The organism is Streptomyces sp. CC0208, assembly GCF_003443735.1.
Taxonomy (GTDB): Bacteria; Actinomycetota; Actinomycetes; order Streptomycetales; family Streptomycetaceae; genus Streptomyces; species Streptomyces sviceus.
Genome location: NZ_CP031969.1, coordinates 6,972,821 through 6,994,279 on the forward strand (window position 1 = coordinate 6,972,821; position 21,459 = coordinate 6,994,279).

Consider the following 21,459-nt stretch of genomic DNA (forward strand, 5'->3'; position numbering starts at 1 on the left):
CAGCGCCGCCCTGACGCGCGCCGGCATGGCCGCCCTGCGCGCCAATGCGCCGGGCGGCCGGGAGCGGTGGGAGCGGAAGAACTACGCCGGGCGGACGGTCGAGTTGTACGCCGGGCCCGCGGCCGCCCTGGCGGTGGCCCTGGGCGCGGGACGGGTACGGCCCGCCGCGGGAGTGGCCGTCGCTGTCGCCGGGCTCTGCGGGGCGTACGACGACCTAGCCGGGGACCATCGGCGGGGGTTCCGGGCCCATCTGGGCGCGCTGCGGGACGGTGAGGTCACCAGCGGGGCCGTCAAGTTGTTCGGGATCTCGGCGGCCGGGCTGGTCGCGGGCGCGCTGATGAAGGAGCGGGTCGTCGACAAGGCGCTCGCGGGCGTGGTGATCGCCGGGGCCGCGCATTTCGTCAACCTCGTGGACGTACGGCCCGGTCGGGCGGCCGGTGCGGTGGTCGCACTGGGGGCGCCGGAGATGGCGCGGTCGGAGCTGGCCGCGGTGGCCGTGGGCGCGGCGCTCGCCGTGCTGCCGGACGACCTCTCCGAGCGCGTGATGATCGGGGACGTGGGGGCGCATGCTCTGGGGGCTGCGCTGGGAGCCGCTGTCGTCGCAGGAAACGGGAGGGCGGGGCTTCTCGTGCACGCGGCCGCAGTCGTCGCCGCAGCCGTCGGTGGGGATCAGGTGAGTCGTGTGGCGGCTGCGGACCGGTGGCGCTTCTCGCGCAGGTCGGAAGAGGGGTCACGTCACTCTTGTGAGTGACCCGACGCGCCGCACACGCTCTTCTCCCGTTCTCCGCATGCACGGAACACCCGTACGTCCTGGCATCCTTGGCGGAGAACCCATCACGCGTAGGAAGCGCGCGGTACACCCCTCCGCTCGATACCTTCTGTACGTTTCCTCGTGACCGCCCGACCCGAACCAGGAGCCCGGCCACGTGACCCCCGTGAGCAGCCACTCACCGCACGGCCAGTCGCCGCTGCGCACCGTGCAGGTGCTGGGCGGAGGCAATGCCGGCAGCAGCGCGCATGTGCGCTCCCTGACCTCGGGGCTCGTCGCGCGGGGCGTGCGGGTCACGGTGTGCGCCCCCGCCGAGGCGGATCGCTCCTACGACTTCTCCGGGGCCGGTGCCGAACACGTGCACGTGCCGCGCAGCAGCGACCCGACCTCCGTGGCCGTGCTGCGGGCGGCCTGCGCGGACGCCGATCTGGTGCACGCTCACGGGCTGCACGCCTCGTTCCGCGCCGTGCTCGCGCTCAGCGGGCGACGGACCCCGCTCGTGGTCACCTGGCACGACCGGGCGTACGCCGAGGGAGCGCGGGCCCATTTCGTGCGCCTTCTGGAACGCCGGGTCGTGAAGGCGGCTTCCGTGGTGCTGGGGTCCACCTCGGTGCTCGTGGACCGGGCGCGCAGGACCGGCGCCCGGGACGCGCGGCTCGCCGCCGTCGCCCTGCCCGGGCCGCGCGGAGGCGTCGAGCCGGAGGATCCCGACCGGCTGCGGCCCAAGGTACGGGCCGAACTCGGTGCCATCGGGCGGCCGTTGCTGGTGGCGGTCGGCGCCCTGGAGCGGCACAAGGGCTACGAGACGCTGCTGGACGCCACCCGCGCGTGGCGCCTTCTCGACCCCGTGCCCCTGGTCGTCGTCGCGGGGGAGGGGCCGTTGCGGGCGGTCCTGCAGGGCCGTATCGAGGACGAAGGGCTGCCGGTTCGGCTCCTCGGGCGGCGCGACGACATCTCCGAACTGCTCACCGCCGCCGATCTCGCGCTCCTGCCCAGCCGTTGGGAGGCGCGCTCGGTGCTCGCCCAGGAGGCCTTGCACGCGCGTGTGCCGCTCGTCGCGACCGAGGTCGGCGGCATCCCCGAACTCGTCGGCGACGCGGCCGAACTCGTCCCGTACGGCGACCCGGAGGCGCTCGGCGAGGCCGTCGTACGGCTGCTCGGTGATCCCGAGCGCCGGGAGCTGCTGAAGGAGCGAGGGGTTCGGCAGGCGGCGACCTGGCCGACCGAGGACGAGACCGTGGCGCAAGTGCTCAGTGTCTACGACGAGTTGACCCAGCCCCTGCCGCTCATGTGAAAGCCCGCCCGAACCTGGCTAGGGCACGTGCCGGCGTGCCCGCAGCGCCAGGCTCAACGCCAGTACCGTCTGCGGGTCGTCGAGGTCCGTGCCCAGCAACTCGCCGATGCGGGCCAGGCGGTTGTAGAGGGTCTGCCGGTTGAGGTGGAGCTCGCGGGCCGTCTCCGCCTTGCGGCCCGCGTGCGCCAGATAGGTCTGCAGGGTCGGCAGCAGGGGCGGCTTGGAGCGGTCGTCGTGGGCGCGCAGCGGGCCGATGGCACGGTCCACGAAGGCCGCGAGGTCGGGGTGGTCGCGCAGCCGCCACAGCAGCAGGTCGATGTCGAGGCGGCGGGCGTCGTACCAGGGGCGGTCCGACAGGCCCTGCGCCGCCGTCGCCGTCTCGGCCGCGTGCCGCAGACTCGCCGAGGCCGCCGCCCAGCCGCCGGCGACTCCGACGACCACGACCGGCGGCTGGGCGCCCGGGCGTTGCATCCCGGCCCGCTCCACGCCCGCCCGCAGCGCCGCCGCGACCCGGTCCGCGACCGCCGACCGCTCCGACTCCGAGCGCAGGCCGAGCAGGACCAGCACCCGGCCCTCGACGGGTCGTACGCCCAGCAGGACCGGCACGCCGACCGAGGCCAGCTCCTCGGAGACCGCCCGGGCCAGCACCGCCCAGCCGCCGCCCGGCGCGAGAGCGTCGCCGAGCCGCATCACCACCGGCAGCAGCGGCCCGCTGCCCGGCTTGAAGCCCAGCACGCGCGCCTGTGCCGGCGCGTCCTCAGGGGTGATGCGGCCCTCGGCGAGGTCGGTCAGGAAGTCGCCGCGGCCGCGGGCCGCCAGCTCCTCCTCCTGGCGGGCCTGCATCAGGACGACGGCCAGGATGCCCGCCGCGCGTTCCGCCGCCATGCGGTGCACGGGGGCCAGCGGGGCCCGTACCGGAAGCAGGACCAGCCGCGCCCGAACCGAACCCGCACCGGGCCCGCCCCCGGGCACGTCCACGAGAGCCGAGCCGGACGGCGGGGTGTCCTTGTGCTGGCCCCGCAGCCCCTCCCAGACCTGCAGCGGGTCAGCGCCCTCGGGGCCCTCCCCGGCCGCGTACAGGAGCTGTCCGTCCGTCGTCTCCAGGAAGACCGGGTTGCCGCTGAAGTCGGCCAGGATGCCGAGGACCTGCGGGATGCCGCCGCCGCCCAGCAGGGCCTCGGTGCAGCGGCGGTGCACCTCCTCGGCCCGCTGGAGCAGCGCGTAGTGGCCGTTGACGATCTCGGTGTGGATCTCCTCGGTGACCGCCACGAAGGGCACCTCGCGGTGCAGTTGGACGAGCGGCAGGCCGGTCGCGCGGGCCGTGTCGACGAGGGCCGCGGGCAGCCGGGTGAAACGCGGGCCGAGCTCGACGACCAGGGCGGCGATCCCGCGCTCGGCCAGGGTGCGCACGAACGCGCGCTGTTCGGCCGGACGGGTGCCGAGCCCGTAGCCGGTGGTCAGCAGCAGCTCCCCGCCCTTCAGCAGGGAAGCGATGTTCGGCACCTCGCCCGCGTGCACCCAGCGCACGGTCCGGTTCAGCCGGTCCGCGCCCGCGAGGATCTCCGGGAGCCCGCTGCGCAGACCGGGCAGCTCCAGCGCGCGCCGCACGGTGATCCCGGCGCCCTGGGTGTCGAAACCGCTGTTCGTGCCGCTGTCCATGAGCCGGACGCTACCCGAGGCGTGCGCCGTGGCGCGGCGGGGTAGCGGCCGCGCATGGACTTCAGTGTGGTGGCCGTGGCACGGGAGGACGACAGTCCGGTCGAGGAGCCGCTCAGGGTGGCGGTGACCGCCGACCGGCTCGGGTACCGGGAGGTGTGGGCGGGGGAGGGCCCGACGTGGGACTCCTTCGTCCTCGCCACCGCGATCGGACGGGCCACCGAGCGGGTCGCGCTGACCGCGGGTCCGGTCCCGGTGAACGTGCGCGACCCGTACACCACGGCCCGCGGCGCCGCCTCGGTCGCGGCCCTCGTCGGCCGCCCGGTCGGGGTGGCCCTGGGCACCTCCAGCAAGCGCGTGGTCGAGGGGGTGCACGACCGGCCCCGGGCACGGCCCGCCGCCGTACTGGAGGAGCAGGCGGCAGCCGTACGACGGTTTCTGCACGCTTCTCCTGGCGAACCGGTCGTGCCCGGCAGCCCCTTCCACCGCCCGGCGGGCCCCTCACCGTCGCCGCTTTCGGGCCGCGGGCGATCGCCACGGCCGCCGCGCACGCCGACCGCATGCTGCTGGACGTGGTCTCCCCGGAGCAGGTGCGGTCGCTCCGCGCGGAGCTGGACGCGGCGGCCCGGAAGGCGGGCCGTACGCGGCCCGCGCTCGCCGCCTGGCTGCCCGCGGCCGTCGACCCCGACCCGCGCTCGCTCGCGCAGGTGCTGGGAAGCATCGCCGGATATCTGACCGTGCCGGGCTACAGCGAGGTCTTCGCCCAGGCGGGGTTCGGGGACGCGGTGGAGCTCGCCGCGAGCGGGGCGGACCGGGAGACCCTGGTGCGCGCCCTGCCCGCGGCGGCCGCGGGCACGGTCGGACTGGTCGGCGACCCGGACGCCGTACGGGCGCGGATCGACGCCTATACGGAGGCCGGGCTCGACGAGATCGCCCTGGTACCGGCCACGGCGGGGGACCCGGGCGGCGAACGCACGCTGACGGCCCTCGGGCCGGCCTGAGCCGAAGAGGTCCGGGTCACCGCACCGTGAGGATCAGCCCCCGTACGCCCCCGACGCCGTCAGACGCAGGGCCGTGTCGATGAGCGGGACGTGGCTGAAGGCCTGCGGGAAGTTGCCGACCTGGCGCTTGAGCCGCGGGTCCCACTCCTCGGCGAGCAGACCGAGGTCGTTGCGCAGGGAGAGCAGCTTCTCGAAGAGCTTGCGGGCCTCGTCCACGCGGCCGATCATCGCGAGGTCGTCCGCCATCCAGAACGAGCAGGCCAGGAAGGCCCCTTCGTCGCCGGGGAGGCCGTCGACGTTCTCGTCGCCGCTGGTGGTCGGGTAGCGCAGGATGAAGCCGTCCGACGTGGACAGCTCGCGCTGGATCGCCTCGATGGTGCCGATGACCCGCTTGTCGTCCGGCGGCAGGAAGCCCATCTGCGGGATCAGCAGCAGGGAGGCGTCCAGCTCCTTCGAGCCGTACGACTGCGTGAAGGTGTTGCGTTCCTTGTCGTAGCCCTTCTCGCACACGTCCCGGTGGATGTCGTCGCGCAGTTCGCGCCACTTCTCCAGCGGGCCGTCCGCGTCTCCGGACTCGATCAGCTTGATGGTGCGGTCCACGGCGACCCAGGCCATCACCTTGGAGTGCACGAAGTGGCGGCGCGGGCCGCGCACCTCCCAGATGCCCTCGTCCGGCTCGTCCCAGTGCTGCTCCAGGTAGCGGATCAGCTTGAGCTGGAGCAGGGAGGCGTAGTCGTTGCGGGACAGGCCCGTCATGTGGGCCAGGTGCAGGGCCTCGGTGACCTCGCCGTACACGTCGAGCTGGAGCTGGTGCGCGGCGCCGTTGCCGACCCGGACGGGTCCCGAGTTCTCGTATCCCGGCAGCCAGTCCAGCTCGGCCTCGCCCAGTTCCCGCTCGCCCGCGATGCCGTACATGATCTGCAGGTTCTCGGGGTCGCCGGCGACGGCCCGCAGGAGCCACTCGCGCCAGGCGCGGGCCTCCTCGCGGTAGCCGGTGCGCAGCAGCGAGGACAGGGTGATGGCCGCGTCGCGCAGCCAGGTGTAGCGGTAGTCCCAGTTGCGCACGCCGCCGATGTCCTCGGGCAGGGAGGTCGTGGGGGCGGCGACGATGCCGCCGGTGGGGGCGTACGTCAGCGCCTTGAGGGTGATCAGGGAGCGGATCACCGCCTCGCGGTACGGGCCGTGGTACGTACAGTGCTCGACCCACTCGCGCCAGAAGTCCTCGGTCGCCTCCAGCGACTGCTCGGGCTCCGGCAGCGGGGGCGGCTGCTTGTGCGAGGGCTCCCAGGAGATGGTGAACGCGATCCGGTCACCCGGGGCGACCGTGAAGTCCGAGTACGTCGTCAGCGCCTTGCCGTACGTCTCACAGTCGGTGTCGAACCAGACCGAGTCCGGGCCCGCCACGGCGACCGTGCGCCCCTCGTGCTTGTGGACCCACGGGACGACACGGCCGTACGAGAAACGCATCCTCAGGGCCGAACGCATGGGCACCCGGCCCGAGACGCCCTCCACGATCCGGATCAGTTGCGGGGCACCGTCACGCGGGGGCATGAAATCGGTCACCCGGACCGTGCCGCGTGAGGTGTCCCACTCGGATTCCAGGATCAGGGAGTCGCCGCGGTAGGTACGCCGGGCCGCGGTGGGGGGCTCGGCGTCCGCCGCGTGCGCGGGGCCGAGCCGCCAGAAGCCGTGTTCCTCGGTGCCCAGCAGGCCGGCGAAGATGGCATGCGAGTCGAAGCGGGGCAGGCACAGCCAGTCCACCGTGCCGTCCCGGCAGACCAGGGCTGCGGTCTGCATGTCTCCGATGAGTGCGTAGTCTTCGATGCGCCCGGCCACGTGCAACTCCAGTCGAACGGCCACGTCACCCCCTGAAGGAAAGGGGGCTGTCGCTTGGTGCGGTCAAGGGGGTCGTTGTAATGCGTCGTTGAGCGGTGAAGCAAAACAGTCCTGCTGCTGTGAGGCAAAACGACAACTGTTGCTCAACGAACTGACGAGCTCTCGTTGTTCCGGCACTTACGGGTGGGGGTGGTCCCGAGTTTCCGGCCGGGCTCGGCAGTGAGTGTCCGAGCAGGATACGACGCACGTAGATGATCTGTGTGCCGCTCCGGGCAACGCGGCTGGGCCGAACGGGTGAGCAACGGGTGAGAAGCGGGTGTGTTCGTGCGGGTCCGTGTCCGCGTGTGTGCGGAGCGTGGCCGGAAGCCATCTCCCCGAGGCGCTGATACCCTGGTAGCCCGTGGACCGGTGGGCGTCTGACCCCCGAACCGCACCTCCAGATCGCGACCACGGGAGCCCCCTCTTGGCCATGACCGCTGCTTTTCGAAACAGCACAGCCACGACGACCAAGCACATCTTCGTCACTGGGGGTGTCGCCTCCTCGCTCGGCAAGGGACTGACGGCCTCCAGCCTCGGCATGCTGCTCAAGGCGCGGGGCCTGCGCGTCGTGATGCAGAAGCTCGACCCGTACCTCAACGTCGACCCGGGCACGATGAACCCCTTCCAGCACGGTGAGGTGTTCGTCACCAACGACGGCGCCGAGACCGACCTGGACATCGGCCACTACGAGCGCTTCCTCGACCGTGACCTCGACGGTTCCGCCAACGTCACCACCGGCCAGGTCTACAACACGGTGATCGCCAAGGAACGGCGCGGTGAGTACCTGGGCGACACCGTGCAGGTCATCCCGCACATCACCAACGAGATCAAGCACCGCATCCGGCGCATGGCGACCGACGAGGTCGATGTCGTCATCACCGAGGTCGGCGGCACGGTCGGCGACATCGAGTCGCTGCCGTTCCTGGAGACGGTCCGCCAGGTCCGTCACGAGGTCGGCCGTGACAACGTCTTCGTCGTCCACATTTCCCTCCTGCCGTACATCGGCCCGTCGGGAGAGCTGAAGACGAAGCCGACCCAGCACTCGGTTGCGGCCCTCAGGAACATCGGTATCCAGCCGGACGCGATCGTGCTGCGGTCCGACCGTGAGGTTCCGACCGCCATCAAGCGCAAGATCTCGCTGATGTGCGACGTCGACGAGGCCGCCGTGGTCGCGTGCCCCGACGCCCGCTCGATCTACGACATCCCCAAGACCGTGCACAGCGAGGGCCTGGACGCCTATGTCGTCCGCAAGCTGGACCTGCCGTTCCGGGACGTGGACTGGACGACCTGGGACGACCTGCTCGACCGCGTCCACAACCCCGACCACGAGATCACCCTCGCCCTGGTGGGCAAGTACATCGACCTGCCCGACGCCTACCTCTCGGTCACCGAGGCGCTGCGCGCGGGCGGTTTCGCCAACAAGGCCCGCGTCAAGATCAAGTGGGTCACCTCCGACGACTGCAAGACCCCGGCCGGGGCCAAGGCGCAGCTCGAGGACGTCGACGGCATCTGCATCCCGGGCGGCTTCGGCGACCGCGGTGTGCTCGGCAAGGTCGGCGCGATCAAGTACGCCCGCGAGAACAGGATCCCGCTGCTCGGCCTCTGCCTCGGCCTGCAGTGCATCGTGATCGAGGCCGCGCGCAACCTCGCCGACATCCCGGACGCCAACTCCACCGAGTTCGACTCGGCCACCGGTCACCCGGTCATCTCCACCATGGCCGAGCAGCTCGACATCGTCGCCGGTGAGGGCGACATGGGCGGCACCATGCGGCTCGGCATGTACCCGGCCAAGCTCGCCGAGGGCTCCATCGTCCGTGAGGTGTACGACGGCAAGGAGTACGTCGAGGAGCGGCACCGTCACCGTTACGAGGTGAACAACGCCTACCGTGCCGAGCTCGAAAAGAAGGCGGGCATCCTGTTTTCCGGCACCTCGCCGGACGGCAAGCTCGTCGAGTACGTCGAATACCCGCGCGAGGTCCACCCGTACCTGGTCGCCACGCAGGCCCACCCCGAGCTGCGCTCGCGTCCGACCAGGCCGCACCCGCTGTTCGCCGGCCTGGTGAAGGCGGCGGTGGAGCGGCAGAGTTCCAAGTAGCACGACAGTTGTACGGTGGCCGGGGCGCACGCATTCAAAAGCGGGTGCCCCGGCTTCTTTTTATGCACGTGGGGAAGGACAGGGCATGACGATCAAGGACGCTCCCGAGGAGTGGGAGATCCGGGCGACGAAGACCCCCTTCGTGGGCAACAAGACCTCCGTGCGCACGGACGAGGTGGTCATGCCCGACGGGTCGGTGGTCGGCCGCGACTACCAGGTCCACCCGGGTTCCGTGGCGGTCCTCGCTCTCGACGACGAGGACCGGGTCCTGCTCATCCGGCAGTACCGGCACCCCGTACGGCAGAAGCTGTGGGAGATCCCGGCGGGACTGCTGGACGTGCCCGGTGAGAATCCGCTGCACGCGGCCCAGCGCGAGCTGTACGAGGAGGCGCACGTCAAGGCGGAGGACTGGCGGGTGCTGACGGATGTCTACACCTCGCCGGGGGGCTGTGACGAGGCGATCCGGATCTTCCTGGCGCGGGGGCTGTCCGAGGCCGACGGGGAGCGCTTCGAGGTCGAGCACGAGGAGATCGACCTGGAGTACGCGCGCGTGCCGGTTTCTGAGCTGGTGCGGGGAGTACTGGCGGGGGAGCTGCACAACAACTGCCTGGTGGTGGGGGTTCTGTCCTTGGTCGCGGCACGGGCCTCCGGTGAGTTGGACGGGTTGAGGCCGGCTGAGGCGGAGTGGCCGGCACGGCCGTTTGAGGCTTGAGTTTCTGCGGGGTTCGCCGTTCGGGGTGCGGTTCGTGGCGGGGTGCACGCCCGTCGTGGCTGGTCGCGCAGTTCCCCGCGCCCCTAGGTGTGCCGCAGAACCGTAGTTCCTATGATCCGTTGATCCGATCGGGGGACTCTCCGGTCCTCGCCGGTCGCGCTCTGCCAGGAACGTTGCACAGGGTGAACTAGGCTCTGAAAAGCCCGAACCGGGGTCACCGGCGGGCTTTGCGCGTGCGGTGGGACGGGAGTGTGGCCCGTGACGGATCAGGCGGTGGACGCAGGCGGCGTACGGTTGTCCGGCGAGGACCGATTCCTGGGTCGGACGCGGGAGTTGAAGGAGTTGCGCGCCGACATCGAGCGGGCGGGACTCGACACGCTCTCCGGCAGAAAGGCACCCCGCGCGCGCGTGCTGCTCATCGCGGGGCGCCCCGGGTCCGGCCGCACCGCACTCGCCGAGGAACTCGTCCGGGTGGTCGCTGACCGTTACGACGACGGGGTGCTGCGCGCCCGGCTGAGCGAGCCCGACGGCACCCCCGTTCCGGTCGGGAACGCCGCCCGGGAACTGCTCACCGCGCTCGACGTACGGGCACCTGCCGGAGCCGCCGAGGACGACCTCACCGCGGTGCTGCGCGAAGCCCTCGCCGAGCGTCGCGCGTTGGTCCTGCTCGACGACGCGGTGGCCGCGGAACAGGTGGACGCCCTGCTTCCGGATACCCCGGAGTGCCTGGTCGTGGCCGTGTCGGGAGGTCCGCTGACCGGGATCGCGGACGTTCGTCCGTGCACGCTCGGCGGGCTCGACACCAAGTCCGCCCTGGAACTGCTGTCCCGGCACACCGGGTCGGTCCGGATCACCGTCGACCCCCGGGCCGCCGAGGGGCTCGTCGAGGAGTGCCAGGGCCACCCCGCCGCGCTGATGCTGGCCGGGGGCTGGCTCGCCGCCCGGCCCAAGGCCGCCGTCTCCGATCTGGCCAAGCAGCTGCATGCGGAGAGTGACGAGGGGAGCCCGCTCAGCCGGGTCTTCAAGCTCGTCTACGCGTCCCTGCCCGCCGCGGCCGCCCGGACCCTGCGCCTGCTCTCCCTCGCCCCGGCCGGCCTCCTCGACCCGCACACCGCCTCCGCGCTCGCCGGTTGCTCGGTGAGCGGCGCCCGCTCCACCCTGGACGACTTCGTCGGACTCGGTCTGCTGCACGCCGTGGACTCACCCCTGCCGCAGTACGAGGTCCCCGGCTGTCTGCACCCCCTGCTCAAGGCCCTCGCCGACACCCGGGACCGCCCGGCCGAGCTCCAGCTGGCCCGCGCCCGCATGCTGGAGCGGACCGTACGGCTGCTCCAGTCCTCCCGCGCGATCACCGAGACCGACAGTCCCGACGCCCGCGAGAAGCTTCAGGCCATGCCGGACTCGGTGCGCTTCCCGACGCCCCGAGCCGCCGAGGACTGGCTGCGCATCCGCAGGCCGGCCCTGCTCGCCGCGGCCCGTCTCGCGGTCGCCGACGGGGAGCTGGACACCCTGGCCCGGCGCCTGATGTCGCAGCTGGTGCGCACGATGGTGGCCCACTTCGGCATGAAGGCCGCCGCCCCCGATCTCTACGGCATCCACGGCCTCGTCCTGGACGTGGCCGAGCGGCGCTCTCTGCCCCGGGAGAAGGCCGCCGCCCTGCTGAACCTCGCCGACCTGGACGCCCAGACCGGTCGCACCCGGGAGGCACTGACGCGTTACCGGGCGGCCCTGGACGCCGGACGGGAGGCGAACGACCCGTACGCGACCTGCCGTGCGATGGAATCCGTAGGCGGCGCGCATCTGGAGCTCGGGGACTACGACCGGGCCGCCGACTGGTTCGGCCGGGCCCTCGCCCAGCGTCTGGCCCGGGACGAGCGCGAGGAGGCCGCCCGGCTGTACGGCCGCATCGCCGCCGCGCACACGTACGCGGGCCACTACGGCGAAGCGGTCAGGAACTGGCGGGCCGCGCTCGCCGGACACCGTAAGGAGGGCGATGTCGCGGCCCACGCACGGGCGTTGAGCGAACTCGCCCGGGTCCAGGAGTACGCCGGACACCCCGAGGAGTCGCTGCGCACCTGCCAGGAGGCCGTGGAGTGCGCGCGGCGCGCCGAGGACGTCCGGCTGCTGGCCGCGCTCCAGCTGCGGCTCGCGGACACGCTGGACCGCCTCGGCGATCCCGCGGCCGCTCAGCTGCACCGCGGCGCCGCCGAGCGGCTGCTGGGGCAGGAGCTTTCCCAGGAAGAACCGGCCTCTCAGCAGGCAGAGGATCCGAAACATGATGCTGATGCCTGCGAAATCCGTAGTACATCCGCTGAAGATTGATGCAATGAAAGGCTAGACAGCGGGAACACCTTCATTAGACTGGCTCTGCCGCACCTTCTCCTGCGGTGTCTCCTGGTGTGCTCACGCATGCCCGGGTATGTGTTGTATTGCCCCACACACTCTGAGCCAAGGACCGTGATCCACGTGAAGGTCGGCATCCCCCGCGAGGTCAAGAACAACGAGTTCCGGGTGGCCATCACCCCCGCCGGTGTGCACGAGCTGGTGCGCCACGGCCACCAGGTCGTCATCGAGCGCGGTGCCGGCGTCGGCTCCTCCATCCCGGACGAGGAGTACGTCGCCGAGGGCGCCCGGATCCTGGACACCGCCGACGAGGTGTGGGCCACCGCCGACCTGCTGCTGAAGGTCAAGGAGCCGGTCGCCGAGGAGTACCACCGCCTCCGCAAGGACCAGACGCTCTTCACCTACCTGCACCTGGCCGCCTCCAAGGAGTGCACCGACGCGCTCATCGAGTCCGGCACCACCGCGATCGCCTACGAGACCGTCGAGCTGCCCTCCCGCGCGCTCCCGCTGCTCGCCCCGATGTCCGAGGTCGCGGGCCGGCTCGCCCCGCAGGTCGGCGCCTACCACCTGATGCGCTCGGTCGGCGGCCGCGGTGTCCTGCCCGGCGGTGTCCCCGGCACCCAGCCCGCGCGGGCCGTCGTCATCGGCGGCGGTGTCTCCGGCTGGAACGCCACGCAGATCGCCGTCGGCATGGGCTTCCACGTCACGCTGCTCGACCGCGACATCAACAAGCTGCGCGAGGCCGACAAGGTCTTCGGCACCAAGGTCCGGGCGATCATGTCCAACGCCTTCGAGCTGGAGAAGGCCGTCCTGGACGCCGACCTCGTCATCGGCGCGGTGCTCATCCCGGGCGCCAAGGCCCCGAAGCTGGTCACCAACGAGCTCGTGGCCCGGATGAAGCCCGGAAGTGTCCTTGTCGACATCGCCATCGACCAGGGCGGCTGCTTCGAGGACTCCCGGCCGACCACCCACGCCGAGCCGACCTTCCAGATCCACGACTCGGTCTTCTACTGCGTCGCCAACATGCCCGGCGCGGTGCCCAACACCTCCACCTACGCGCTCACCAACGCCACGCTGCCCTACATCGTCGAACTCGCCGACCGGGGCTGGGTGGAGGCGCTGCGCCGCGATCCCGCGCTGGCGAAGGGCCTCAACACCCATGACGGCAAGGTCGTTTACCGGGAGGTCGCGGAGGCGCACGGCCTGGAGCACACCGAGCTCGAGACGCTGCTCGGCTGAGTCCGTGACCTGGGCTGATAGCTAAGTCACCTTTTCGTAAAGGCGATACGTCAACAAGGCGCGTCAACGAGGCACATGCGGCCGGACCTTGCCCCACAAGGTCCGGCCGGATGTGTGTATGGTCACTTTGCGACTCTCGGTCAACTCGCGTCGAACGTAACCCTTGAACCGATTCGTACACCGGCGAAACCTGCCGTGCGACTGCCGTACGCCCTTGACAGCGGGATGTTTCATTGCCGACACATCCTGCCGGGTCCGGCGGATTGTGTTGCTGTGAACACCCGACACGCCATAGAGTCGCCAACCGTCGGCACGGTGCCACGCTGACCTTGTCTAGAAGTTTCCTGGTCACCAAGGAGGTAAGACGACTTGTGAATGAGTCGACATTTTCTCCCGGGGGTGGTCAACCAGGAATGCCTGCCGGGGCCCAGAGCCCCGCAGGGTTCGAGGCTGTCGGCTCCGTCGCGGTGCGCACCTTCGCAGCCCACCAGAGTCCGCAGACCGTGCGGACAGCACACCACAGCATGGATGGCCATCACGTGAACGCCATGGCCGGCGACGGAAGTGGCGCGCCCCACAACCACTTCGCCGACTACGACGAACTGCCCGAGGGGCACTTCTACGACCCCGACGCCGAGTACGAGCCGGATCCGGAGTACGCGGCCACGCTCGCGCCCGACGCGGCCCGTCAGCGCCGTGAGCGCGTGGGCCCGACCGGACGCCCGCTGCCGTACTTCCCGATCCCGGGCCCGCTGACCGACCACGGCCCCGCGAAGATCATCGCGATGTGCAACCAGAAGGGCGGCGTGGGCAAGACGACGTCGACCATCAACCTGGGTGCCGCGCTCGCGGAGTACGGCCGGCGCGTGCTGCTCGTGGACTTCGACCCGCAGGGCGCGCTGTCGGTGGGTCTCGGTGTCAACCCGATGGAGCTCGACCTCACCGTCTACAACCTGCTCATGGAGCGGGGCATGGCGGCCGACGAGGTCCTGCTGAAGACCGCGGTCCCCAACATGGATCTGCTGCCGAGCAATATCGACTTGTCGGCGGCGGAGGTCCAGCTGGTCTCCGAGGTCGCCCGTGAGTCGACATTGCAGCGTGCCCTGAAGCCGCTCATGGCCGACTACGACTACATCGTGATCGACTGTCAGCCCTCGCTCGGCCTGCTCACGGTCAACGCCCTGACGGCCGCGCACAAGGTGATAGTGCCTCTGGAGTGCGAGTTCTTCGCCCTGCGCGGTGTCGCACTGCTGACGGAGACCATCGAGAAGGTCCAGGAGCGGCTCAACCCGGAGCTGGAGCTCGACGGGATCCTCGCCACGATGTACGACTCGCGCACGGTCCACAGCCGTGAGGTCCTGGCCCGTGTGGTCGAGGCGTTCGACGACCACGTCTACCACACGGTCATCGGGCGCACGGTGCGCTTCCCGGAGACCACGGTCGCCGGTGAGCCGATCACCACGTACGCCTCCAACTCCGTCGGCGCCGCCGCCTATCGCCAGCTCGCCAGGGAGGTGCTCGCCCGGTGTCACGCCGAGTGAGTCTGCCGGGGGCCGACGAACTGTTCCGTACGACAGGGGGGATGGCGCTCCAGGCGTCCACTCCCCGGCGGGGGGCCAACGGCGAGGCCCGGGTACCGGCTCCCGCGGGGGAGCCGGACGGGGCCGAGGACGCACCGCAGTCCGTGCCCGCACAGGGCGGGGACGGCGACGGGGCCGAGCATGTGGCGGCCGACGCCGAGTCCGCGGAGGCGGGCGAGTCCCGACTCCGGGCGGCCGCCGCGGAGCGCTCCGCGCGACGTCAGGAGGCGCAGGAAGGTTCTGCCCAGGCCTCCGGCGGTGCGCAGCCGCGCGGCAAGCGCGGCCGGTCGCCCGCCCGGCGGCCCAGTGGGCGCGAGCGGCACGACGAGAAGATCACCGTGTACGTGTCGGCCGAGGAGCTCATGGATCTGGAGCACGCCCGTCTTGTGCTCCGGGGCGAGCACGGGCTGGCGGTGGACCGCGGGCGGATCGTGCGCGAGGCGGTCGCCGTGGTGCTGGCGGATCTGGAGTCCCGCGGGGACGCGAGCATTCTCGTCCGTCGGCTGCGTGGGCGCTAGCGGTAGCCTGCGGGGGCTATGACCTCGAACGACGTTCCCCCCGGCGCCGGCGCAGCTGCCGGTCGTCGGCGTGTGCTGGGGCGGGGGCCGGGCGCTCCGCGGGTCGAGCCGGGTGCGGCTCCGGTCCCGGATGAAACCGGGATCGAGATTCCGGAGCGCGGGGCTGTGCCGGTGCGGGAGCCGGAGCCCGACGCCGAGCTGGAAGCTGGGGCTTTCCCCGGGGCTGAGGCCGTTGCGGTGCCGGAGGCGGATACCTGGCCGGAGTCCGAGGCTGTGTTGGAGCCTGGGGGCGTCCGGGCGCCTGGGGCTGTTCCTGGGGTCGAGGTCGGCCCTGTGTCTGAGGGCGTCCCTGGGGCTGGGGCTGTGCCGGAGGCGGATACCGAGCCGGAGCCTGCGGCCGAGTTGGAGCCCGTGGCCGTCCGTGGGTCCGAGAGCCTTCCTGGGGCTGAGACCGTCCCGGAGCCGGTCGCGAACACCGAAACTGTGCCGGGGCCGGGGCCGGGGCCGGGGCCGGTGCCGGGACCGCAGCCGGAATCCGAGGCTGTGCCTGGGGCTGAGGTCGGTCCTGTGGCCGGGGTTCAGGGGGAACCTGCGGCCGACGGTGTCTTCAAAGTCCGTCTTGCCAACTTCGAGGGCCCCTTCGACCTCCTCCTCCAGCTGATCTCCAAGCACAAACTGGACGTCACCGAGGTCGCGCTCTCCAAGGTCACCGACGAGTTCATGACGTACATCCGGGCCATGGGGCCGGACTGGGACCTGGACGAGACGACCGAGTTCCTCGTCGTCGCCGCCACCCTCCTCGACCTCAAGGCGGCTCGGCTGCTGCCCGCCGCCCAGGTGGAGGACGAGGCCGACCTGGCGCTCCTGGAGGCCCGGGACCTGCTCTTCGCGCGGCTGCTCCAGTACCGCGCGTACAAGCAGATCGCCGACATCTTCAACCGGCGCCTCGACGAGGAGGCCCGGCGCTACCCCCGTACCGTCGGACTCGAACCGCACCACGCCGACCTGCTGCCCGAGGTCGTCATCAGCATTGGGCCCGAGGGGTTCGCGAAGCTCGCCGTGAAGGCGATGCAGCCCAAGCCCAAGCCGCAGGTGTACGTCGACCACATCCACGCGCCCCTGGTGAGCGTCCAGGAGCAGGCCGGGATCGTGGTCGCCCGGCTCCGGGAACTCGGTGAGGCCAGCTTCCGCCTGCTGGTGGAGGACGCCGACGGCACCCTGACCGTCGTGGCGCGCTTCCTGGCGCTGCTGGAGCTGTACCGGGAGAAGGCCGTGGCGCTGGACCAGGAGACCGCGCTCGGGGAGCTGGTCGTGCGGTGGACCGGCGGTGCGGGGGAGGCCGAGCCGATGGTGACCGACGAGTTCGACCGACCGCCCGAGCCGCCCAAGGAGGACAAGGCGTGAGCGAGGAGACCACCGAAGCCCCGGCGGGACCGCCGGGCGTCGCCGACCTCGATCTGAAGCCGGCCCTGGAGGCCGTCCTGATGGTCGTGGACGAGCCCGCGACCGAGGAGCACCTGTCGAAGATCCTGGAGCGGCCGAAGCGGCAGATCACCAGGGCGCTGCGCGAGCTGGCGGGGGAGTACGCCGCTCAGGGGCGCGGTTTCGAGCTGCGGCACGTCGCGAACGGCTGGCGGTTCTACACCCGGGCCGCGTACGCCCCCGCCGTGGAGCGGTTCGTCCTGGACGGTCAGCAGGCCCGGCTCACCCAGGCGGCGCTGGAGACGCTGGCGGTGGTCGCCTACCGTCAGCCGGTCAGCCGCAGCCGGGTCTCCGCGGTGCGCGGAGTGAACTGTGACGGTGTGATGCGCACCCTTCTCCAGCGGGGCCTGGTGGCGGAGGCGGGCACGGAACCCGAAACAGGTGCGATCCTGTACGTGACGACGAACTACTTCCTGGAGCGGATGGGCCTGCGCGGTCTGGACGAGCTCCCGGAACTCGCGCCCTTCCTCCCGGAGGCGGAGGCGATCGAGGCCGAGACCCAGGAAGCCGTACCGTCGTTCGATCCGGACGCCCCGGATTCCGAGGACACAGACGACAACTAGACGGAAACTTGATGCGAAGCAGCAGCGGCAGGAACAGCAGCGGAAACAACGGCGGGAGCCGTGGTGGCAACAGCGGCGGCCGCGGCGGCAGCAGCGGTGGTCGCGGCGGGAGCACCGGTGGTCGCGGTAACTACCGCGGCGCCGGCAACGACCGCGACGACAAGCAGGGCGGCCGGCCGAAGAAGCCCCGCCCCGAGGAGCGCCGCTACGACGTGGGTCCCGGCGGCACCCACGAGGGGCCGAAGTCCGGGCGCGGTGCCTCCGCGCGCGGTGGCGCCAAGGGCGGCCCCAAGCAGGGCCAGGGAACCGGACGCGGCCGTTCGGTGCCGGCGACCTCCCGTGAGTACGAGGCGCGGGCCGAGGAGCGCAACCGGGAGCGGTACGCGGGCAAGAAGGACGTGAAGCCGCCGAAGACCTTCCCGGGCGCCGAGCAGGAGGGCGAGCGGCTGCAGAAGATCCTCGCCCGCGCGGGCTACGGCTCGCGGCGGTCCTGCGAGGAGCTCATCGAGCAGGCCCGGGTCGAGGTCAACGGCGAGATCGTGCTGGAGCAGGGCAAGCGGGTCGACCCGGAGCGGGACGAGGTCAAGGTCGACGGCCTGACGGTGGCGACGCAGTCGTACCAGTTCTTCTCGCTGAACAAGCCCGCCGGCGTGGTCTCGACGATGGAGGACAACGAGGGCCGGCAGTGCCTCGGCGACTACGTCACCAACCGTGAGACGCGGCTCTTCCACGTGGGGCGGCTCGACACCGAGACCGAGGGTGTGATCCTGCTCACCAACCACGGGGAGCTGGCCCACCGGCTGACCCATCCCAGGTACGGCGTGAAGAAGGTCTACCTCGCGCACATCGTGGGCCCGATCCCGCGGGACCTGGGCAAGCAGCTCAAGGACGGCATCCAGCTGGAGGACGGGTACGCGAAGGCGGACCACTTCCGGGTCGTCGAGCAGACCGGCAAGAACTACCTCGTCGAGGTCACCCTCCACGAGGGGCGCAAGCACATCGTCCGCCGGATGCTCGCCGAGGCGGGCTTCCCGGTCGACAAGCTGGTGCGGGTCGCCTTCGGGCCCATCACCCTGGGCGACCAGAAGTCGGGCTGGCTGCGGCGGCTGTCCAACACCGAGGTCGGCATGCTGATGAAGGAAGTCGACCTGTAGTCCCTCCACGCGTGTGTGCGGCCGGTTCCGGAATCCTCCGGGGCCGGCCGATGCGTTTTCGCCCTGCCCCTGGTCTGTATCCATGACGGAGGGAGTGGGGATGGAAGCCAGGAGCGGAAACCTTGGCGGGACGTGTTCGGCAGCGCTGGAGGGCCGCGTGCGGCCTTCGCGGCCTGTCGGGCTCCCCGGGGTCCAGGAGGTGCCTGTGAGGTCGCTGACGGGCGGCTGCAGCGGTCCGGCGGGGGCATGCCTGGTGACGGCAGGCTGGGCGGAGGTGCCGTCATGAGCGCGGGGGAGTTGCTGGAGCGCTCGCTCGCCTACGCGCTGGGCAGCGTGGCGGGGGCGCAGCGCGTGGGTCTCGGCACGGGCACACCGTGCCCCGAGTGGGATCTGGGGGAGCTGCTGGAGCATCTCGACGACTCGCTGGACGCGCTGTACGAAGGGCTGAGCGGGGCGCGGATCGGGCTGCTCCCGCACGCCGACCGGGTCTGCGGCTTCCGCACCCGCGCGTGTGCCGTGCTCGGCGCCTGGGCCGCCGGGCCGCCCGAGGAGGTGCTGGTGGGTGAACGCCCGCTGGACGTGCGGGTGATGGCCGCCGTCGGCGCCGTCGAGATCGCCGTGCACGGATGGGACGTGGCCCGGTCCTGTGGTCGGCCGCGGCCCGTTCCCGAGGGCCTCGCGGTCGAACTCCTGTCCGTCGCCCGGTGCGTGGTGGGGGAGGAGGACCGGGGTGTGCGGTTCGGCGCACCGGTCGCCGCACCGTCCGGCGCACCTGCCGGGACACGGCTCCTCGCCTTCCTCGGACGGCGCTCCTAGGGCCTTGTCGAACACCCCCGCCCCCTTTATAGTCGTGATGACTATTAGTCATGCTGACCATAAAGGGGGCGAGTGCGTGTGGACTACGACAAGTACGCCCACGAACCCTTCGCCGTCACCGTCGACCTCGCCGTCCTCACCGTCGCCGAAGGCGCCCTGCACGCGCTGCTCGTGGAGCGGGGCCAGGAGCCGTACGCCGGACACTGGGCGCTGCCCGGGGGGTTCGTGCACCCGGACGAGTCCGCCGAGACGGCGGCCCGGCGCGAACTCGCCGAGGAGACCGGCCTGTCGGACCTCTCCGGGCTGCATCTGGAGCAGTTGCGGACCTACAGCGAGCCCGACCGCGACCCCCGGATGCGGGTCGTCTCCGTCGCGTTCGCCGCACTGCTGCCCGACCCTCCCGAGCCGCACGGCGGCAGCGACGCGGCCGAGGCCCGCTGGGTGCCGTACGACAAGGCGGGACCGCTCGCCTTCGACCACGACCGCATCCTGGCCGACGCCCACGAACGCGTCGGCGCCAAGCTCGAGTACACCTGCCTCGCCACCGCCTTCTGCCCGCCCGAGTTCACTCTCGGCGAGCTCCAGCAGGTGTACGAGACCGTGTGGGGCACCGCCCTGGACCGGCCCAACTTCCGCCGCAAGGTGCTCACCACGCCCGGCTTCGTCGAGGCCGTCCCCGGCGCCGCGCGGCTGACCGGCGGCCGCGGCAAACCGGCGGCGCTCTACCGCGCGGGACCGGCCGCCACCCTGCGCCCCCCTCTCCTTCGACCGTCCCCGGAAGGACGCCCCGCATGACCATGATCGTGACCAAACGCGCCGCCACCGGCACCCTCGTCGGCCTCGCCCTCGGGGACGCCCTCGGCTTCCCGACCGAGTTCAACGACGTGCGGTCGATCCTCGTCAAGTGCGGGCCGTGGCGGGAGATGGAGCTGAGCACGCCGGCCGTCGTCAGCGACGACACACAGATGACGCTGGCGGTGGGCAGGGGGCTGCGTACAGCGATGGACCGGGGGGTTCTCGGGCCCAAGCGCCTGGAGCGGCCCCTACGGGAGGAGTTCGTCGACTGGTATCAGTCGCCGGAGAACAACCGAGCGCCGGGAAACACGTGTCTGCGGGCATGCCACCTGCTCAAGAATGAGCAACTGCCCTGGCAGGACGCCAGCCAGATCAACTCCAAGGGCTGCGGCGCCAACATGCGCGTCGCCCCCGTCGGACTCGTCCCCGGACTCAGCGACGAACAGCGCGCGGGCGCCGCCCAGTTGCAGGCCGCGCTCACCCATGGCCACCCGACGGGGCTCGCCGCCTCCGATCTCACCGCACGAGCCGTACGGCTGCTCGCACTGGGCACCGCGCCGGGCGAGCTGGTGGGGCTGCTGCGGTCGTACGCGTTGGTGAACCGGGGCCAGTACCACGAGCGTTGGCTCGGCGACCTGTGGACGCGGAGCCAGGACCCGACGTCCGGGCAGTTCATCGCGCGCGGCTGGGACGAGTGCCTGGCGGTCCTCGACCGGCTCGACGACGCCGTGCGCAACGCCTCGCCGGAGGAGGACCCGTGCCTGGCCACCGGAGCGGGCTGGATCGCCGAAGAGGCCCTGGCCACCGGGCTGTTGTGCTTCCTGCAGTTCCCGGAGGAGCCGCTGACGGCCCTGCGGCGGGCCGCGTGCAGCTCCGGCGACTCCGACTCGATCGCCTGTCTGACGGGCGCCTTCGCGGGCGCCCATCTGGGAGCGGAGGCGTGGCCGGTCGAGTGGGCCGACCGGATCGAGTACGGCAGTGAACTGGTGACGCTCGGGGCGCTCTGGGACTCCTGAGGCCTCAGCCGGTGCGCCGGGCAAGCCGGCGCGGGCTACTGCCGGAGTGCCAGATCGCGCTGGTACCAGGTGCCCGGCTTGCCGCCGAGCTCTGCCGGATCGGCCGGGCCGACCGCGACGAACCCGGCCTTGACCAGCACCTTCCGGGACGCGACGTTCTCGTGGGCGGTGGCCGCCCGCAGGGTGTGCAGCCCGTACCGCTTCGTCGCCAGCTCGCACAGTTCCAGAACGGTCGCGGTCGCCGTGCCGCGGCCGGCCACGTGCCGTGCGACCCGGTAGCCGAGTACGGCGGTGCCGTCCTCGAGGTCGTACAGATTGAACCGGCCCAGAATCGAGCCGTCCTCGGCGACCAGCACGTGGAAAACGCAGATGCCGGCCTCCTGCTCGGCCAGCAGGGCGCTGAACCGGTCGGCGAACCGGTCGAAGAAGTCGTCACCGCGGTCGGGGACCGAGGCGGCGAAGTACGCGCGGTTCGCCAGCTCGAAGGCCAGGACCGCCGGGGCGTGAGCAGCACGCAACAGCTTCAGCTCGGGCACCGCCCGACTCTAACC

The 21,459-nt window shown here is 71.5% G+C and carries 17 protein-coding genes and 1 pseudogene; 15 read left to right on the forward strand and 3 right to left on the reverse strand.

Annotation, left to right across the window (positions count from 1 at the left end; genetic code table 11):
- Positions 1-25: 25 nt before the first annotated feature.
- Positions 26-751, forward strand: a complete 726-nt coding sequence (locus tag D1369_RS32040; protein WP_118083158.1) for a hypothetical protein — start codon at positions 26-28, stop codon at positions 749-751.
- Positions 752-926: 175 nt separating this feature from the next.
- Positions 927-2,063 carry a glycosyltransferase family 4 protein gene (locus D1369_RS32045; protein WP_007381050.1) on the forward strand — a complete coding sequence of 379 codons (1,137 nt, stop codon included), beginning with the start codon at positions 927-929 and terminating at the stop codon, positions 2,061-2,063.
- An 18-nt stretch (positions 2,064-2,081) separates the two neighbouring features.
- Here D1369_RS32045 and D1369_RS32050 read toward each other — a convergent pair whose 3' ends face one another.
- The gene (locus D1369_RS32050) at positions 2,082-3,722 is read right to left on the reverse strand and encodes a PucR family transcriptional regulator ligand-binding domain-containing protein (protein ID WP_118082750.1); all 1,641 of its coding nucleotides are present in this window, start codon (positions 3,720-3,722) and stop codon (positions 2,082-2,084) included.
- Positions 3,723-3,776: 54 nt separating this feature from the next.
- Between D1369_RS32050 and D1369_RS32055 the strand changes: the two are divergent.
- Positions 3,777-4,720 (forward strand): annotated as a pseudogene (locus D1369_RS32055) (LLM class F420-dependent oxidoreductase).
- A 33-nt stretch (positions 4,721-4,753) separates the two neighbouring features.
- On the opposite strand, the gene D1369_RS32060 reads toward D1369_RS32055, so the two are convergent.
- Complete coding sequence (locus D1369_RS32060; protein WP_037899493.1) at positions 4,754-6,556, reverse strand: glycoside hydrolase family 15 protein; 1,803 nt, start codon at positions 6,554-6,556, stop codon at positions 4,754-4,756.
- A 469-nt stretch (positions 6,557-7,025) separates the two neighbouring features.
- On the opposite strand from D1369_RS32060, the gene D1369_RS32065 reads away from it, so the two are divergent.
- The 12 genes from D1369_RS32065 (at position 7,026) to D1369_RS32120 (ending at position 20,908) form a co-directional block, all read left to right on the forward strand.
- Complete coding sequence (locus tag D1369_RS32065; RefSeq protein ID WP_007381045.1) at positions 7,026-8,690, forward strand: CTP synthase; 1,665 nt, start codon at positions 7,026-7,028, stop codon at positions 8,688-8,690.
- Between the two features lie 85 nt (positions 8,691-8,775).
- Positions 8,776-9,402: an NUDIX hydrolase gene (locus tag D1369_RS32070; protein ID WP_007381044.1), complete on the forward strand. Its 627-nt coding sequence runs from the start codon at positions 8,776-8,778 to the stop codon at positions 9,400-9,402.
- A gap of 258 nt (positions 9,403-9,660) precedes the next feature.
- Positions 9,661-11,724, forward strand: a complete 2,064-nt coding sequence (locus D1369_RS32075) for a tetratricopeptide repeat protein (protein ID WP_007381043.1) — start codon at positions 9,661-9,663, stop codon at positions 11,722-11,724.
- Positions 11,725-11,868: 144 nt separating this feature from the next.
- The gene (gene ald / locus D1369_RS32080; protein ID WP_007381042.1) at positions 11,869-12,984 is read left to right on the forward strand and encodes an alanine dehydrogenase; all 1,116 of its coding nucleotides are present in this window, start codon (positions 11,869-11,871) and stop codon (positions 12,982-12,984) included.
- Positions 12,985-13,397: 413 nt separating this feature from the next.
- Entirely contained in the window at positions 13,398-14,525 is a 1,128-nt protein-coding gene (locus D1369_RS32085; protein ID WP_037899489.1) for a ParA family protein, read from the forward strand.
- Positions 14,510-15,082 carry a hypothetical protein gene (locus tag D1369_RS32090; RefSeq protein WP_007381040.1) on the forward strand — a complete coding sequence of 191 codons (573 nt, stop codon included), beginning with the start codon at positions 14,510-14,512 and terminating at the stop codon, positions 15,080-15,082. The genes D1369_RS32085 and D1369_RS32090 overlap by 16 nt, the downstream gene beginning before the upstream one ends.
- 402 nt (positions 15,083-15,484) lie before the next feature.
- The gene (locus D1369_RS32095) at positions 15,485-16,486 is read left to right on the forward strand and encodes a segregation/condensation protein A (RefSeq protein WP_237557828.1); all 1,002 of its coding nucleotides are present in this window, start codon (positions 15,485-15,487) and stop codon (positions 16,484-16,486) included.
- Positions 16,483-17,127, forward strand: a complete 645-nt coding sequence (gene scpB, locus D1369_RS32100; protein WP_007381038.1) for an SMC-Scp complex subunit ScpB — start codon at positions 16,483-16,485, stop codon at positions 17,125-17,127. Before D1369_RS32095 ends, scpB begins: the two co-directional genes overlap by 4 nt.
- Positions 17,128-17,138: 11 nt before the next feature.
- Complete coding sequence (locus D1369_RS32105; RefSeq protein ID WP_118082751.1) at positions 17,139-18,281, forward strand: pseudouridine synthase; 1,143 nt, start codon at positions 17,139-17,141, stop codon at positions 18,279-18,281.
- A gap of 282 nt (positions 18,282-18,563) precedes the next feature.
- Positions 18,564-19,097, forward strand: coding sequence for a TIGR03086 family metal-binding protein (locus tag D1369_RS32110; protein WP_037899485.1), 534 nt, complete (start codon positions 18,564-18,566; stop codon positions 19,095-19,097).
- Between the two features lie 78 nt (positions 19,098-19,175).
- On the forward strand, positions 19,176-19,892 hold the full coding sequence (locus tag D1369_RS32115) for an NUDIX domain-containing protein (protein ID WP_037903169.1): 717 nt from the start codon (positions 19,176-19,178) through the stop codon (positions 19,890-19,892).
- Positions 19,889-20,908, forward strand: a complete 1,020-nt coding sequence (locus D1369_RS32120) for an ADP-ribosylglycohydrolase family protein (protein WP_007381034.1) — start codon at positions 19,889-19,891, stop codon at positions 20,906-20,908. The genes D1369_RS32115 and D1369_RS32120 overlap by 4 nt, the downstream gene beginning before the upstream one ends.
- Positions 20,909-20,943: 35 nt before the next feature.
- Here D1369_RS32120 and D1369_RS32125 read toward each other — a convergent pair whose 3' ends face one another.
- Positions 20,944-21,444: a GNAT family N-acetyltransferase gene (locus D1369_RS32125; protein WP_007381033.1), complete on the reverse strand. Its 501-nt coding sequence runs from the start codon at positions 21,442-21,444 to the stop codon at positions 20,944-20,946.
- Between the last annotated feature and the right edge of the window lie 15 nt (positions 21,445-21,459).